Source organism: Streptomyces sp. NPDC036815, from assembly GCF_055609205.1.
In genome coordinates this window covers 292743-309158 of record NZ_JBVJPW010000005.1, presented here as the reverse complement: position 1 = coordinate 309158, position 16416 = coordinate 292743, and the positions used below count along the sequence as shown (strand labels likewise).

Here is a 16416-nt window from a genome sequence, read left to right as displayed (position 1 = left end):
GGACACACACGAGGAGGATGCACGGCAGAGGGGCGCAGGGCGGGAGGACGCACAGCAGGCAACCGCACGGCGGGAGGACGCACAGCAGGCAACCGCACAGCAGGAGGAGGCCCAGACGGCGACCGTACGGCAGGAGACAGCCATGCCCACCGCACCCGCACCCCCTGCCCCCGCCATCCACCCCTCGTGGGACGACCTGGTCACCACGGCGCTGCTCGGCACCGACCGGCGCACGCTCCCGCCCGCGCTGCGGGCGCCCGGCAAGGAGGCACCGGCCGCCCTCCTGGACGCGGCGGCGGTGCAGACGGTGCGCCGCAGGGCAGGACTGCGCCCCGCCCCGGCCGCCGCCCTGCCCGAACCCGCGGCGGACGATCCCCGGCCGCCGCTGCCGCCCGCGGCCGCGCGCAGGCTAGCGACACTCCTCACCGACCAGCCCGGCACCGGAAACGGCGGCCGCCGAGGTGCGGCGCCGGACCTGATGGAGCTCCTGCCCCAGTGGCTGGCCCTCGCCAACGCCCGGGGGTACGGAGCGCCCCCCGAGCTGCTGCCCGCCCTCCTGAACGCGGCGCGCGGCCGCACGGACCTGCGTCCCCAGGCCCTCGCCTTCGCCGGTCCGAGGGCCCTGTGGCTGGCCCGTCTGAACCCCGACTGGAAGTTCGCGCTCCGCTCCACCCCGGGCGGCGGCGTCGCGCTCCCCGCCACCGACGACGCCCCCGAGGTCCGACAGCTCTGGGAGGAAGGCCTCTTCGCCGAGCGCGTAGCCCTCCTCACCGCGCTGCGCGCACAGGATGCCCGCAGCGCCCGTGACCTGCTCATATCCACCTGGACCACGGAGCGTGCGGAGGACCGCCTGATGTTCCTCGACTCGCTGCGGACCGGCCTGACCGCCGAGGACGAGCCGTTCCTGGAGCGGGCCCTCACCGACCGCAGCCGCAACGTCCGCTCCACGGCGGCCGAGCTGCTGTCCGCCCTCCCCGCATCCGCCCTGGCGGGCCGGATGTCGGCGCGCGCGGCCTCCTGCGTGGCCGTCGACCACACCTCGCGCACACCGACGCTCACCGTCGAGGCCCCCCACGAGTGCGACGCGGGCATGGAACGGGACGGCGTCGTCCCGAAGCCTCCCGCCGGCCGCGGCGAACGCTCCTGGTGGCTCGGCCAGTTGGTGGAGGCGGCCCCGCTCGCCACCTGGCAGCCCCGCCTCGGCAACCGCACTCCGGCCGAGATCGTGGCGCTCCCCGTGGCCGACGACTGGCGGAGCGAGCTGCACGCGGCGTGGTGCCGTGCGGCGGTACGGCAGCGGGACACCGACTGGTCCAGAGCGCTGCTCGGCACCCCCGCGTCACCCGACGCGGCCGGCCCCGGGGCCGTCTCCCTGGCGGAGCGCGCCAAACTGCTCGCCGCGCTGCCCGCCGCCGAACGGGCGGACTGGGTGGCCGGTTTCATCGCGGCGCACGGCCTGTCCGAGTCGTTCCAGCTGCTCGGCGTCTGCGCGGTGCCGTGGGCGGAGCCGCTGGGCCGGGCAGTGGTCGACTCCCTGAACATCGCGCGGGACGCGGGCAGTTACCCCTGGAGCTTCAGCGGAGTGATGGGCCTCGCGGAACGCTGCCTGGACCCGGCGGAGGCGGTCCGGCTGGAGGCGCTCACCGCGATACCCGACGAACCGGAGGACGCCTCACCGGGCGCGGGCAGCTACTGGGCCGAAGCGTTCCAGCGCCTGGTGACCACGCTCCGCCTGCGCGCGGCGATCCGCGACGAGCTCTGCCCGCCGAGGTGAGCGCCGCCGCCGGACCGGCCTGTCGCGGCGCAGGGCCCGCGCCGGGCGTCGGGGCGCGGACGGGGGTGCGAAGGGCTCTCAGCGTGCGCGCAGCCGGTCCATCGCCGCCCGGCTACCGTCGTCCGCGGGGCGGCAGATCATCAGCCGCTGGTCCGGGTCCTGAAGGGGGGTGAGCACTTCGAAGTGCACGGCGATGACACCGGCATCAGGGTGCCGCAGCACCTTGTGGCCGCGGCCGTTGACCCTGACGTCCCGCTCGGCCCACAGGCGCGCGAAGTCCTCGTCGCGGGCGATGAACTCGGTGATGAGTTCGCTCAGCGTCCGGTCCTCCGGGTGGGCCGCCCACGCCGCGCGCAGGTGGGCGACCCCTTCCCGTACGACACGTGCACGGTCGACGTACAACTCCCGTATCTCCGGATGGATCAGGCACAGCCACATCGCGTTGCGCTGCCGCGGCGGCAGGGTGTCGAAGTCGAGGAGCAGCCGTGTCATCGCGTCGTTCCAGGCCAGGATGTCGTAGCGGTGGTTCGTCAGCATCGCGGGCAGCGGCGAGAGATCGGCGACCAGCCCGGCCAGCGGGGGCGCCGCCGCGGTGGCGGGCTCGTCGGTGCCGTGGGGGCGCTGCCGGGTCAGACCGAAGAGGTAGGCGCGTTCGTCGGGAGCCAGCCGCAGCGCCCCGGCCAGCGCCTCCACCACGTCCGCCGAAGGGCGCAGCCCGCGGGCCTGTTCCAGCCGCACGACGTAGTCGACGCTGATCCCGGCCAGTTCGGCGACCTCTTCACGGCGCAGTCCAGGGGTCCGCCGGGACTGCCGGCGCGGGGGCAGGCCGAGTGCGTGCGGGTCCAGGCTTTCGCGCCGGGTCCGCAGGAACGCGGCCAACTCCTGGGTCACGTCCAGAGTGTCGGCTGTCGCGTCCGAGGCGTGCGTCGTCGCGTCCAAGGCGTGCGTCGTCATGCCGGGCCCAACAGCCGGGGTAGGAGCGGTGTTCCCAGGATCCGCTCTCCCTTACCGTCGGCCCCCGTCGGTCAGAGGCTTGTCCTCGTCGACGCCCCATGGCGCTCGACGACGGATGACAAGCACAGGAGGACACGATGTCGCTCACCCTCGACAGCTACCGGCTCCTCGGCCGTTCCGGACTGCGGGTCTCACCGCTGGCCCTGGGCGCGGCGACCTTCGGCACCGAGTGGGGCTGGGGCGCCGAACAGGAGGAGGCACGCAAGCTGTTCGACCTCTACGTGGAGCGCGGCGGCAACTTCATCGACACCGCCAACACCTACACCGACGGCAGCTCCGAGCGCCTTCTCGGCGCGTTCGCCCGCGACCACCGCGAGAGCCTGGTGCTGGCGACGAAGTACTCGACGCTGCGCCGCCCCGGCGACCCGAACTCCGGGGGCACTCACCGCAAGAGCCTGTTCGCGTCGGTGGAAGCCAGTCTGCGCCGGCTGGACACGGACTACATCGATCTCCTCTACCTGCACGTGTGGGACTTCACGACCTCGGTCGAGGAGATCCTGCGCGGCCTGGACGACCTGGTCCGCCAGGGCAAGGTCCTGTACGTGGCGATCTCCAACGCCCCGGCCTGGCAGGTGTCGCGCATGCAGGCGATCGCCGACCTGCGCGGCTGGTCGCCGTTGGTCGCGCTGCAGATCGAGTACAACCTGATCGAGCGCGCCGGGGAACGCGATCTGATCCCCATGGCACGCGAGCTGGGGCTGGGCGTGGTGCCGTATTCACCGCTGGCCGGCGGGGTGCTCACCGGCAAGTACCGCCGCGAGGACCTGACCGGGACGGGCGCCGTACCCGGCGAAAGCACCCGCAAGAGCTACAACCTCGCCCTCGGTGCGGTCACCGAGCGCAACCTCGCCGTCGCCGATGTCGTGAAGGAGGTCGCCGCGGAACTGGGCCGCACACCCGCCCGGATCGGGCTGGCCTGGACCCTGTCGAACCCGGCCGTGACGGCCCCGGTCATCGGCGCCCGTACCCCCGCGCAACTGGAGGACAACCTGGGCGCCCTGGAGGTCGACTTCACCGCCTCCCAACTGGCCCGCCTCGACGAGGCGGGCGCGATCGGGCTCGGCTATCCGCACGACCTGCTCGCCGGGGACCACATCCGCAAGGTGACGGCGGGTGACCTCAAGATCGAGAGCCGCCACTGAGCCACCGTCCGCTGGCTGCCACACACTGCCCGCTGACGCCGATGCGCGCCCCGGGGACAGCGCAACCGCCGCCCCCGGGGCGCGCATCGGCACACCTCGGCCGTGACGTCGCCGGCGCTGCGGGCGCTGCTGGCCTCTCGGCCTCCGGCCGGGAGGCGTATCCCGTTCAAGTCGCCGGTCAGGAGCAGACCGGCGACGGCTCACGCCCCCGCGCTCCCCGCACCCTCCCGTACGTTCCCCCGTACCCACTCCACGATCGACGCGGTCGTCGCGCCCGGGGTGAAGATCGCCGCGACACCCTTCTCCTTGAGGGGCGCGATGTCCGCCTCGGGGATGATGCCGCCGCCGAAGACCTTGATGTCCTCCGCGTCCCGCTCCTTCAACAGCTCCAACACCCGCGCGAACAGGGTGTTGTGCGCACCGGACAGGATGGAGAGGCCGATCGCGTCGGCGTCCTCCTGGATCGCGGTGTCGACCACCTGCTCGGGCGTCTGGTGCAGGCCGGTGTAGATGACCTCCATACCGGCGTCACGCAGCGCCCGCGCGATCACCTTGGCCCCGCGATCGTGCCCGTCGAGCCCCGGCTTGGCGACCACCACGCGGATCGGCCCGGCTGCCACACCCATCACTGCCTCCATGTACCGATATCCGTTCCGGCGACCGACAACAGTCGGTCCCGGCACGGATACCCCGCACCGCACCGGCCGGGGAAGTGAACGAACGTTATCCCCAGCATCGCGCAAGCGGCAGTTTCACGGTGCAGAGCGAGGGGGAAATCACACGGTGGGACACGTTCGCTGCGCGCCATCCGTTACCCAGGGGTTCACGCTCCGCATCGGGACCAGGCGCGAGGGGAGCCACATCGAGATCGCCGGACCACCGCGCCGGCAGCCGCACGGCGTGGTGACGCCGCACATCGGCGGGGCAACGGGGGCACGGAGCCACCCCTCCACGGGGGCCCATATCGCCATCGCGCAGCCGACTCCTCGACCATGACTCCCCCTAGGGCACACGGGGGACAGAGCCGTCCTTCCGTGCGCCGTCGGGAGGTCGACGATGCCGGTCACAGGGGCCCGCCCCTTTCGTCCGTTCAGCGCTCTGCTGCCGAGAATCCTCGGCAGCAGGCCACTCCCGACGCTCCCCCTCCAGCTCCCGAGACTCTCCGTGGCCCTCCTGAAAGCGACGGCCCTGGAGCTGACGATCCTCACGGGCCACCTCCTCCTCTACCCCTCCGGCATCACCCAGGAACGCCGCGCGGCCCCGCTGCAACCGCCCCCGGACGCCCCGCGCCTGCCACCGGACAGCAGGCCACCGGTACTTCTCCTGCACGGCTTCATCGACAACCGTTCCGTCTTCGTCCTGCTCCGCCGCGCGCTGTCGCAGCACGGCGGCCGCTGCGTGGAATCCCTCAACTACTCCCCGCTCACCTGCGACATCCGCGTCGCCGCCGAGCTGCTCGGCCGCCACGTCGAAGAAGTCTGCGAACGCACGGGACACGACAGGATCGACGTCGTCGGGCACAGCCTCGGCGGTCTGATCGCCCGCTACTACGCGCAGCGGCTCGGCGGCGACGCCCGCGTCCGCACCCTGGTCACGCTCGGCACCCCGCACTCCGGCACCCGCGCCGTGCCGCTCGCGGACGCACACCCGATCGTCCGGCAGATGCGTCCGGGCTCCGACGTGATCGAGGAGCTGAACGAACCGGCACCGGGCTGCCGCACGCAGTTCGTGAGTTTCTGGAGCGACCTCGACCAGATCATGGATCCGCTGGAAACGGCCTGCGTCGACCACCCCGACCTGACCGCGCAGAACGTCCGGGTGACCGGCATCGGTCACCTCGCGCTGCCGGTGCATCCCGCGGTCGCGACCGGCATCCGCCAGGCCCTGGATCTGGCGCACCCGGGGGCCGACGCACGGAGCGCACCGGGCGGCCTGACGGTCGCCTGACCCGCAGTTTCATCGAACGGCCGTCGAACGCCAGGCCAAAGCTGTGCCCACAGTCCGCCGAAAGACGGCCGAATGCCCGTTTCCTGAAACCGCGAAACCTGCCGAAGATTGTCGCGCCCGTATACCGCCGGGTACAGTCACCGCACTGCTCTGCCCCTGCTGCCGAGGCGAAAGAGAAGTTGGTGAACGACCGTCACCCGTCGGGGAGCTCGACTCCCCCGTCCTCGGCTCCCGGCGCCGACCACGCGCACTACGCGCCGTACGACCCACAGAGCGCCCAGCACGGCGGCTACGGCTACGACCCCTACTCCACCGGCGCGTACGACACCGGTACCTTCGCCGTCGACCCCCTCTTCGGCGACATGCCGGGCGGCGGTCACGACACGGGACAGTGGGCGACCACCACGGGGCCGCAGCAGACGCTCACCCAGGACGCGTACGCCGCGCAGTACTACGCCGCCACGTACGACGCCGAGAGCTACGACAGCTCGATGTGGTCGACCGGCGGTCATCAGCAGCTCATCGACATCCCCGCGCAGCCGGGCCCCGACTCCACGGGCCAGTGGGCCCCCGCCGCCTGGAACCAGGCACCGCAGACCGGCCAGTGGGACACGCAGACCCTCGACACCGGCGCGTACGACGCCACGGCGTGGAACTCCGCGGGCGAGACGCACGACGCGCCCCCCGCGTACGAGATCTCCCCGGACGGCGCGTACGAGACCGACGCCCCGTACGAGAGCGACGCCCCGTACGAGAGCGACACCCCGTACGAGAACGGCACCGCATCCGGCACCGACACCGCGAGCGCCTCTCCCGACCCGGCCACGGAGACCCCGGCCGCCTCCCGCCGCGCCTCCCGCGGCAAGGGCGGCAGTGGCTCCGGCGGCAGCGGGAACGGTGCGCGGACCCGCCGCCGCACCCCCGCCAAACGCTCCGCGTTCCTCACGGTCGCGGTGCCCTCGGCCTGCGTGATGGGCGTGGCCGGCGTCGCCGCCGCCTCCGTGGGCGACTTCGGCGGGGACGACACCAAGGAGACGACGGCTTCCGCCCCGGACTCCACGTCCGTGCAGCCCTCCGCCGCCAACAACAAGCTGGACACCCAGCTCGCGAACCTCTCCGCGGACGCGGGCGACTTCGCCGACCGCGCGAGCCGCACCCAGGAGCGCATCGACCTCAAGGCGCAGAAGGTGGCGGCCGAGAAGAAGGCGGCCGCCGAGGCCGCGCGCAAGGAACGGCTGCGTCCCAAGTTCGCGCTGCCGGTGAAGCAGCACGGCCTGAGCGCGTACTACGGACAGGCGGGCGTCAACTGGATGTCCGCGCACTCCGGCATCGACTTCCCGGTGTCGTACGGCACGGAGGTCCTGGCCGCGACCGACGGCACCGTGTCGACGAAGTGGAACAGCGCCTACGGCAACATGGCGATCGTGACCGCCAAGGACGGCACGGAGACGTGGTACTGCCACCTCTCCACGCACAAGATCTCCAGCGGCCCCGTGAAGGCGGGCGAGCCCATCGCCTTCTCCGGGAACTCCGGCAACTCGACCGGCCCGCACCTGCACTTCGAGGTGCGCCCCGGCGGCGGCTCGGCGATCGACCCGCTGCCGTGGCTGCGCAGCCACGACCTCGACCCGACGTAACTCCGACCGCCGCCCCGGGCGTTACAGCTTCTCGACCGGCGCGTACCGCAGCAGCAGGCGCTTCGGCTTGGGCTCTCCGAAGTCCACCGTCGCCTCGGCGTTCGCCCCCGTGCCCTTCACGCCGACCACGGTGCCGAGGCCGAACTGGTCGTGGGTGACCCGGTCGCCGACGGCCAGCGAGACCACCGGCTTTTCCGAGGCGCGGCGCGTGGCGAAGCCCTGTGCCCCGCCGGCACGCGAGCGCGAGGACGACAGCGACGAGGCGATGCCCCCGGCCGGTCCCGATCCCCCGGAGCCGGACGACGCCAGTGCGCCGACGGAGCCCGTCCGCTTCCAGTCCAGGTGGGCGTCCGGGATCTCCTCGAGGAAGCGCGACGGCGGGTTGTACGACGGCTGACCCCAGGCGCTGCGCATGGAGGACCGCGTCAGGTAGAGCCGTTCACGCGCGCGTGTGATGCCCACGTACGCGAGACGGCGCTCCTCCTCCAGCTCCTTGACCTGGCCGAGGGAGCGCATGTGCGGGAAGACGCCGTCCTCCATGCCGGTCAGGAACACCACCGGGAACTCGAGCCCCTTGGCGGTGTGGAGGGTCATCAAGGTGATGACTCCGGAGCCGTCGTCCTCCTCGTCGGGGATCTGGTCGGAGTCGGCGACCAGAGCGACCCGCTCCAGGAAGTCGGAGAGCGTACCGGCCGGGGCGCCGCCCTCGCCCGCGTCCTCCCCGGGCCGGCCTCCGCCCTCCGCCCGGCCGTTGTCCTGCTCGAACTCCAGGGCCACGGCGGCGAGTTCCTGGAGGTTCTCGATGCGCGTCTCGTCCTGGGGGTCGGTCGAGGCCTGCAGCTCGGCGAGGTACCCGGTGCGTTCGAGCACGGCTTCCAGGACGACGGCCGGGCCCGCTCCGGACTCGACGACGGTCCGCAGCTCCTCCATGAGCGTGTTGAACCGCTTGACGGCGTTGGCCGACCGGGCCGCCATTCCGTACGCCTCGTCGACGCGGCGCAGGGCCTGCGGGAAGGAGATCTTCTCGCGCTGCGAGAGCGCGTCGATCATCGCTTCCGCGCGGTCGCCGATGCCCCTCTTGGGGACGTTGAGGATGCGGCGCAGCGGGACGGCGTCCTCGGGGTTGGCGAGGACGCGCAGGTACGCGAGGACGTCGCGGACCTCCTTGCGCTCGTAGAAGCGGACGCCGCCGACGACCTTGTAGGGCAGGCCGACCCGGATGAAGATCTCTTCGAAGACACGGGACTGGGCGTTCGTCCGGTAGAAGATCGCCACGTCGCCGGCCTTGGCGTCGCCCGCGTCGGTGAGGCGGTCGATCTCGTCGGCGACGAACTGGGCCTCGTCGTGCTCGGTGTCGGCGACGTACCCGGTGATGCGCGCGCCCGCGCCCTGGTTGGTCCAGAGGTTCTTCGGACGGCGGCTTTCGTTGCGCTCGATGACCGCGTTGGCGGCGGTCAGGATCGTCTGTGTAGAGCGGTAGTTCTGTTCGAGGAGGATCGTCGTCGCGTCCGCGTAGTCCTCCTCGAACTGGAGGATGTTACGGATCGTGGCGCCGCGGAAGGCGTAGATCGACTGGTCCGCGTCACCCACCACACACAGCTCGGCGGGGTCGTCGCCCTCGCCGCCGGAGGGGCCGACCAGCTCGCGCACGAGTGCGTACTGGGCGTGGTTGGTGTCCTGGTACTCGTCGACCATGACGTGCCGGAAGCGGCGCCTGTAGTGCTCGGCCACGTCCGGGAAGGCGCGAAGCAGGTGGACCGTCGTCATGATCAGGTCGTCGAAGTCCAGCGCGTTCGCCTCGCGCAGGCGCGACTGGTACATGGCGTAGGCCTGGGCGAGGGTCTTCTCGAAACCGTCGGCGGCCCGACCAGCGAAGTCCTCCTCGTCGATCAGCTCGTTCTTCAGGTTCGAGATCTTGGCACTGAAGGACTTCGGCGGGAACTTCTTCGGGTCGAGGTCCAGGTCGCGGCAGACCAGGGCCATCAGGCGCTTGGAGTCCGCGGCGTCGTAGATCGAGAAGGAGGACGTGAAGCCCAGCTTCTTGTACTCGCGGCGCAGGATGCGGACGCAGGCGCTGTGGAACGTCGACACCCACATCGCGTTCGCCCGCGGGCCCACGAGCTGCTCCACGCGCTCCTTCATCTCGCCCGCGGCCTTGTTCGTGAAGGTGATCGCGAGGATCTGGCCGGGGTGTACACCGCGCTCGGCGAGCAGGTGCGCGATGCGGTGGGTCAGCACGCGGGTCTTGCCGGAGCCGGCTCCGGCGACGATGAGCAGCGGGGATCCGGCGTGCACCACGGCCGCGCGCTGGTTCTCGTTCAGCCCGTCGAGGAGCGTCGCCGGGTCGATGACCGGGCGGGGGGCACCGTCGCGGTAGTGCGAGTCCCGGGTCATGGGCGCGTCGAACTTCCCGTCGAACAGATCGTCCGGAATGGGCTCCGGAGCGCTGTCCTCGGGCGGCGGCGGGGGCGCTTCGTCCGTGGCCCGGGAAGGCTGCAGGTCCGCCAGGAAGCTGTCATCAAAGAGGCTGCTCATCGCCTCCCGAGTCTAGGCGGCCCCACTGACAACCCGCTGCGGGTTCCGGTCACCTCACACCTGCCTACGCGCTGCCCGCGGACGCTCACGCTCCGCATCCGGGCGACATGCTCGCGTCAGGGCCGCGGAAAGTCACGAAAATGTATCGGGCATATCGAACATCAACCTTCACAGGGACCACACGAGTTGGCTAGCGTGCTCGGCGGGCCGCTCGTCCCCCACCGGCGAACCCGCCGGGAACGAGTGGCCTCCGCCGAGTCCGACATGTTCGGAGCCGGGGACCCACCGAAAACTTGGGGTGAATCGGTCCCGTACGAAGTACGGGACCGTAGGGCAACCTTCCGGACCACCCGCCCGAACCCGACAGCTAACCCGGTAGGCGGTCTACGGAAGGAGTCGCCTCCCTTGGCGTCGCACCGCAAGCCGCGGACCCGGACAGCCGGAATTCGCACCGCCCCCGCCTTCGGCATCACGACAGCGGCCCTCACCTCCGTCGCCCTCCTGTCGCAGAGCGCGCAGGCAGCGCCCTCCGCGCCGGTGAAGCCCAGCCTCGAAGAGGTCCAGAAGAAGGTCGACGAGCTCTACCAGCAGGCCGGCGTGGCCACGCAGAAGTACAACGCGGCGAAGGAGCGCACCGACAAGCAGCGCAAGAAGGTCGACCGCCTGCTCGACGACGTGGCCGAGCGCACCGACGAGCTGAACGACGCGCGCAAGGAGCTCGGCTCGTTCGCCGCCGCGCAGTACCGCACCGGCGCCGTCTCCGAGACGGCCACCATGCTGCTGGCCAACGACCCGCAGGGCTACTTCGACCAGAACCACCTGGCTGACCGGTTGACCACGCGCCAGAAGAAGGCGGTCGACGCCTACACGACGCAGCAGGCGTCGGCGACCAGGCAGCGCGCGAAGGCGGCGAAGAGCCTGGAGACCCTGAGCGATTCGCGGGACGACCTCAGGACGAGCAAGCAGACCGTCCAGAAGAAGCTGGGCGCCGCGCGCGAGGTGCTTTCCGAGCTGACGGCGCAGGAGAAGGCGCGGCTCGCGGAGATCGAGCGGAAGAAGAAGCAGGAGGCCCAGCGCAAGGCCGAGAAGCTGGCCCGCGAGCAGGCCGCCGAGGCGGCGCGCAAGCGCAAGGCGGAGGAGGCGGCCCGGCGGGAGAAGGAGCGGGAGCAGGGCTCCGGGTCCGACTCCGGGTCCGGCTCCGGTTCCGGTTCTGATGCGGGTTCCGGCTCGGGCTCGGGCTCGGGCTCCGGGAGCAAGGACGGCGACTACGCCACCAAGGCCGCGAAGGTCATCGCCTTCGCGGAGGCCCAGATCGGCAAGCCGTACGTCTGGGGCGCCACCGGCCCCGACTCGTACGACTGCTCAGGGCTCACCCAGGACGCGTGGAAGGCCGCCGGGATCTCCCTGCCGCGCACCACGTGGGACCAGGTCAAGGTCGGCACGACCGTGAAGACCGCCGACGCCAAGCCGGGTGACCTGGTGTTCTTCTACGACGACATCAGCCACGTGGGGATCTACACCGGCAACGGCAAGATGATCCACGCCCCGAAGCCGGGCGCGAACGTCCGCGTCGAGTCGATCTACTACATGCCGATCCACAGCGTGGTGCGCCCGGCGTAACCGTCGCACCCGCCCCATGCGGCACATCTCATGAAAGTGGCCCTCCACGCGCGCGTGGAGGGCCACTTTCATGCGGGTCGGGACATCAGGTCCACAGGACCGCGATGAAGATGTTCGCGATGGTCAACAGGCCGACCGCGCCGAACAGACCCTTGTCGACCTTCTCCTCGTCGCGCTTCACGTAGACCAGCGCGAGGATCACGATCAACAGGGCCAGCTTGATGCCGATCTTGACGTTGTTGACCGTGTTGTCGTCCGCCTGGTTGAGGCCCACCAGGACCACACCCGTGACGAGCATGGTCAGCGAGCCGTGCAGCATCGCGGGGTTGAAGCGGGCCGTGCCCTGGCCCATCTGCTTCATCTGGGTCAGGAAACCCCCCAGGAGCGAGCCGATGCCGATGATGTGGAGGCCGACGAAGAGATGGATGAGTAGGTCCATGAGGCCGGAGCCTAGCCGGGTCCCCCTCCTCTCCCGGCCACCGCCCCCGTACCACCCCGCCCCGCCAGGCACATCGCAATCGAGCCATCGGTCACGGCCGTACGCGAAGCAGCCGCCACCCCGTGATCGACACGGTCGGAGCCGGTCGTCGGGTCGCCCACTTCCGCCAGTTGCGCACAATCCCTCACCAACCCGTGACGGCCAGGTTTAGCGTCCTCCACCAGGTGTCCGGCTCCCCACCGCCGCCCGATCCGGGGCGGCCGTCGGGCACCACCGCCGAAAGACCCGGCGGCGGCCCGTCCCCCTGTGCGGGCCGCCGCCGGACACCTAAGGAGCCCCTCTTCGTGGCAGCGCACCGCAAGCCCAGACAGCGCTCGCTCAGCGGCGGCACGGCCCGCACGGCCGCCACCCTCGCCCTCGCGGGAGCCGCGTCGGCGACCGCCTTCGACGGCACGGGGCACGCGAACCCCCAGCTCGGCCCCGCCGAGGTGAAATCCAGGGTCGACGCGCTCTACCGCGAGGCGGAGACGGCCACCGAGAAGTACAACGGCGCGAAGGAGAAGGCCGAGAAGGCCGAAAAATCACTCCGCGAGCTGCGCGACGAGGCGGCCCGCAAGACGGAGAAGCTCAACTCCGCCCGCGACAGCCTGGGTTCGTACGCCGCCGCGCAGTACCGCGCGGGCGGCATCGACCCCTCCTTACAGCTCATGCTCTCCTCCGACCCCGGGCGGTTCCTGGAGCGCGCGGAGCGCGCCGACCGGGCGGGCGGCCGTCAGGCCGTGGCCCTGCGCGAGGTACGCGCGCAGCTCCGGGAGATGGACCAGCTGCGGGGCACGGCCGACGACCGCCTGGCCACGCTCCGCGCCCGCCAGTCGGAGCTGCGCAAGCACAAGAAAACGGTCATCACGAAACTCGGCGAGGCCAAGCGACTGCTGTCCCGGCTCACCGCCGAACAGCGCGCGGAACTCGCCGCCCCGGACGACGCCCGCGGTGACAGCGACCGCGACAGCGACCGCGCTGCCCGCTCGGCCACCCGCGGCGCCCCCGCCGCGGGTACCGCCAAGGCGCCCAACTCCCGTGCCGCGTCCGCCGTCTCCTACGCGTACAAGGCGCTCGGCAGCCCGTACGTCTGGGGCGCCACCGGGCCGGACGCCTTCGACTGCTCAGGGCTCACCCAGGCCGCGTACCGCTCAGCGGGCGTCTCCCTGCCGCGCACCACCTACGCCCAGATCGCCGCGGGCACACGGGTCTCCCGCTCCGAACTACGCCCCGGCGACCTGGTCTTCTTCTACTCCGGCATCAGCCACGTCGGCCTCTACGTCGGCAACGGCCAGATGATCCACGCCCCCAACCCGAGCGCCCCGGTACGGCTCGCCCCGATCGACCAGATGCCGTTCGCGGGAGCCACCCGCGTGGCGTGAGCCGGTACGCCTCCCGCCCACGATCCGCTCCGCCGACCCGCCGATTCCGTCCCGGCGTCCCCCAGTAATGTCACGTGCATGCCTAGCCGTACGCTGCCGCCGCCCCCGCCACCCGTATATCTGCGGACCTGGCCGGACCGTCGGACGCTGCTCGCCGACCGCGACACGGCCCTCGTGGAGCTGCGGCGGCGGCACCTCGGGGTGGGCCGCCTCCTGCTGCTGTGGCTCTGCGGTCTCGGCGGCGCCATCGGCTGGGCACTGCTTGTCCAGCCGTTCCGAATGCTCGCGGACGAGGACGTCACGGGCTTCATCCTGGGCCCGGTCCTCGCGATCCTCGGCCTGGCGATGCTGGCCCCCGCGGTGACCGGCGTCGTCCTCGGCATCCGCCACGACCGGCGCATCCGCCAACTCACCGACGCCTGGGTCGCCCTGGACAGCCACCCGGTGTCCGACGCCCGACTGCGCTCCCCCGCCCTCAGTCTCCTCTGGCTGCTGTCGTCCCTCGCCGTGTGCGCCCTCGGCCTGTGGGCGTCCTTCGCGTCCGCCGCGCACGCCGAACCCGGCCGCGAGACGTACACCGACGTCGTCCTCGGCATGGGCGTCGGCATGATCGTGTGGCTGACGGGCCTCCTCGGAGCCGCGAAGGCCGTCGGCCACTACCGGTGGGCGCTGCGGAACCTGGGTGCGGCGCTGCCCCCGGCCGCCGCGGCCCACCGCTGACGCCCCACCCGGCCGGTCAGCGACAGGCGCTCAGACCAGCCGCCGCGCCGTCGCCCACCGCGTCAGCTCATGGCGGTTGGACAGCTGCAGCTTCCGCAGCACCGCCGACACATGCGACTCGACGGTCTTCACCGAGATGAAGAGCTGCTTGGCGATCTCCTTGTACGCATACCCGCGTGCGATGAGCCGCAGGACCTCCCGCTCACGCTGGGTGAGGCGGTCCAGGTCCTCGTCGACCGGGGGCGCGTCGGTGGAGGCGAAGGCGTCCAGGACGAACCCGGCGAGGCGCGGCGAGAACACCGCGTCGCCGTCCTGGACCCGGAAGACGGAGTCCACCAGGTCGGTGCCGGTGATGGTCTTGGTGACATAGCCGCGGGCGCCGCCCCGGATGACACCGATGACGTCCTCGGCGGCGTCGGAGACCGACAGCGCGAGGAACCGCACCGGGCTCTCCGCGTCGGCCATCAACGGCGCGCAGCGGCGCAGCACTTCCACCCCGCCGCCGCCCGGGAGGTGCACGTCCAGGAGGACGACCTCCGGCCGGGTGGCCGTGATGACCGTGACCGCCTGGTCGACGTCGGCGGCCTCGCCGACCACCTCGACGCCGGTGACGTCGGTCCGCCCGATCTCGGCCTGCACCCCGGTGCGGAACATCCGGTGGTCGTCGACCAGGACGACTCGCACACGACGCCCGTCCGCACCGCCGCCCTCGTCCGACCCGGTCGGCTCCGCGGGCCCGCTCGCCCCGGTCGCGTCGTTCATGTCGTCGCCGTCCTCTCCATCTCCAGCTCGACTTCCGTACCGCCGCCCGGCACCGCGCGCAGCCGCGCCGTGCCGCCGTTGCGCTGCATGCGGCCGATGATCGATTCTCGTACGCCCATGCGGTCGTCCGGCACGGAGTCCAGGTCGAAACCGGGACCGCGGTCCCGGACGGACACGAACACCGTCTCCCCCTCGACTTCGGCGAAGACCTGCACCGCGCCGCCCTCGCCACCGTACTTGGCGGCGTTCACCATCGCTTCCCTCGCGGCCTGCATCTGTGCGGTCAGCCGCTCGTCGAGCGGGCAGTCGCCGACCACGACGACCTCGAGGGGAACGCCGTGCTTGTCCTCCACCTCGGCGGCGCTGCGGCGCACCGCCTCGGCGAGGGTGTCGGGTTCCTCGTCCTCGTCCTTGCCGGTGCCCTCCGGTTTGTAGAGCCAGGCGCGCAGGTCGCGCTCCTGGGCCCGGGCGAGGCGCCGCACCTCGCTCGCGCTCTCCGCGTTGCGCTGGATCAGGGTCAGCGTGTGCAGTACGGAGTCGTGCACATGGGCGGCCACCTCGGCCCGCTCCTGGGCGCGGATCCGCATCAGCCGCTCCTCCGAGAGGTCCTGCATCATGCGGACGAGATAGGGGCCGGCGAGCAGCGCGACGCCGACGAGCACGGCCAGCGAGGCCTGCAGCACGGCGCCCAGGTGCGCGGCGGAGCCCTGCAGCACGAAGATGCCGGACACTCCGGCGCCGACCAGGAGCACACCGGCCGCCGACCGGGCGAGCGTCAGGGTGCGCCTGCGGCGGCCGACGGCCATCCAGCGGGCCCTGCGGGCGTTGTCGGCCTGTCGCCAGACGAGGGCGACACCGGCGGCGACGAGCAGGGTCGGGACGACATAGGCCTTGGTCGAACCGTCGAGGTCCACATTGCTGACGAAGACCATGGCGACGACGACCATCGCGAGGAGCGCGACGAGCTGTCCCTTGTCGGGCTTGCGGGCCACGAGTCTTCGGCGGCCGTCCGGCGCCGTCTCGGTCGTGACGGCCGCGGGCGGGCGCTCGGCGTCCACGCCGCCCACGCCGAGCGGGACGAAGAACCAGAACGCCGCGTACAGCAGACCGCCGAGGCCGTCCGCCATGCACAGGCCGACGAAGATCAGCCGGACCCAGACCACGGGCAGTCCGAGGTGTCCGGCCAGACCGCGCGCGACGCCGCCCAGCCAACGGCCGTCACCGCTGCGGTAGAGCTTGCGCAGCGGTCGGACGTCGTCGAGGGGTGATGCAGCGGCTTCCGGCATGTCATCGATATTCACACGCGAGCGCGAGCGGGGGCATCAGGGTCGGCCCCCGAGACATCCCTGATCTCGGCCCCTGTGCCGCCCCTGTCAGGGGTGTCACCCGAGAAGCATCAGGGGTA

The 16416-nt window shown here is 71.7% G+C and carries 13 protein-coding genes and 1 riboswitch; of the genes, 7 read left to right on the top strand and 6 right to left on the bottom strand.

The annotated features are described in order from the left end of the window. The first annotated feature begins 142 nt into the window (after positions 1-142). Positions 143-1774 (top strand): DUF5691 domain-containing protein, encoded by a 1632-nt coding sequence (locus ACZ69I_RS14525; protein ID WP_470832363.1) that lies wholly within the window; start codon positions 143-145, stop codon positions 1772-1774. 78 nt (positions 1775-1852) lie between these two features. Here the strand turns inward: ACZ69I_RS14525 and ACZ69I_RS14520 are convergent, their stop codons facing one another. Then, positions 1853-2728: a helix-turn-helix transcriptional regulator gene (locus ACZ69I_RS14520; protein ID WP_470832361.1), complete on the bottom strand. Its 876-nt coding sequence runs from the start codon at positions 2726-2728 to the stop codon at positions 1853-1855. A gap of 137 nt (positions 2729-2865) precedes the next feature. Here ACZ69I_RS14520 and ACZ69I_RS14515 point away from each other — a divergent pair, with 137 nt between their 5' ends. After that, on the top strand, positions 2866-3930 hold the full coding sequence (locus ACZ69I_RS14515; RefSeq protein ID WP_470832359.1) for an aldo/keto reductase: 1065 nt from the start codon (positions 2866-2868) through the stop codon (positions 3928-3930). A gap of 200 nt (positions 3931-4130) precedes the next feature. Here ACZ69I_RS14515 and ACZ69I_RS14510 read toward each other — a convergent pair whose 3' ends face one another. After that, on the bottom strand, positions 4131-4556 hold the full coding sequence (locus ACZ69I_RS14510) for a cobalamin B12-binding domain-containing protein (RefSeq protein ID WP_389720155.1): 426 nt from the start codon (positions 4554-4556) through the stop codon (positions 4131-4133). Positions 4557-4986: 430 nt separating this feature from the next. Between ACZ69I_RS14510 and ACZ69I_RS14505 the strand changes: the two genes are divergently transcribed. Further along, positions 4987-5877: a lipase family alpha/beta hydrolase gene (locus tag ACZ69I_RS14505; RefSeq protein ID WP_467670319.1), complete on the top strand. Its 891-nt coding sequence runs from the start codon at positions 4987-4989 to the stop codon at positions 5875-5877. A gap of 182 nt (positions 5878-6059) precedes the next feature. Beyond that, complete coding sequence (locus ACZ69I_RS14500; RefSeq protein ID WP_470832356.1) at positions 6060-7514, top strand: M23 family metallopeptidase; 1455 nt, start codon at positions 6060-6062, stop codon at positions 7512-7514. Between the two features lie 21 nt (positions 7515-7535). Here ACZ69I_RS14500 and pcrA read toward each other — a convergent pair whose 3' ends face one another. Further along, complete coding sequence (gene pcrA, locus ACZ69I_RS14495; RefSeq protein ID WP_470832354.1) at positions 7536-10049, bottom strand: DNA helicase PcrA; 2514 nt, start codon at positions 10047-10049, stop codon at positions 7536-7538. A gap of 241 nt (positions 10050-10290) precedes the next feature. Next, positions 10291-10446: riboswitch (cyclic di-AMP (ydaO/yuaA leader) on the top strand. Between the two features lie 8 nt (positions 10447-10454). Here pcrA and ACZ69I_RS14490 point away from each other — a divergent pair. Beyond that, positions 10455-11669 carry a C40 family peptidase gene (locus tag ACZ69I_RS14490; RefSeq protein WP_470832352.1) on the top strand — a complete coding sequence of 405 codons (1215 nt, stop codon included), beginning with the start codon at positions 10455-10457 and terminating at the stop codon, positions 11667-11669. 85 nt (positions 11670-11754) lie between these two features. Here ACZ69I_RS14490 and ACZ69I_RS14485 read toward each other — a convergent pair whose 3' ends face one another. Next, positions 11755-12108 carry a hypothetical protein gene (locus ACZ69I_RS14485; protein ID WP_467670327.1) on the bottom strand — a complete coding sequence of 118 codons (354 nt, stop codon included), beginning with the start codon at positions 12106-12108 and terminating at the stop codon, positions 11755-11757. A gap of 344 nt (positions 12109-12452) precedes the next feature. Here ACZ69I_RS14485 and ACZ69I_RS14480 point away from each other — a divergent pair, with 344 nt between their 5' ends. Further along, the gene (locus ACZ69I_RS14480; protein ID WP_470832350.1) at positions 12453-13529 is read left to right on the top strand and encodes a C40 family peptidase; all 1077 of its coding nucleotides are present in this window, start codon (positions 12453-12455) and stop codon (positions 13527-13529) included. 78 nt (positions 13530-13607) lie between these two features. After that, positions 13608-14249, top strand: coding sequence for a hypothetical protein (locus tag ACZ69I_RS14475; RefSeq protein ID WP_470832349.1), 642 nt, complete (start codon positions 13608-13610; stop codon positions 14247-14249). Positions 14250-14279: 30 nt separating this feature from the next. Here the strand turns inward: ACZ69I_RS14475 and ACZ69I_RS14470 are convergent, their stop codons facing one another. Continuing rightward, complete coding sequence (locus tag ACZ69I_RS14470; protein ID WP_470832347.1) at positions 14280-15011, bottom strand: LuxR C-terminal-related transcriptional regulator; 732 nt, start codon at positions 15009-15011, stop codon at positions 14280-14282. After that, positions 15008-16297 (bottom strand): ATP-binding protein, encoded by a 1290-nt coding sequence (locus ACZ69I_RS14465; RefSeq protein ID WP_467670335.1) that lies wholly within the window; start codon positions 16295-16297, stop codon positions 15008-15010. The genes ACZ69I_RS14470 and ACZ69I_RS14465 overlap by 4 nt, the downstream gene beginning before the upstream one ends. Positions 16298-16416 lie beyond the last annotated feature (119 nt).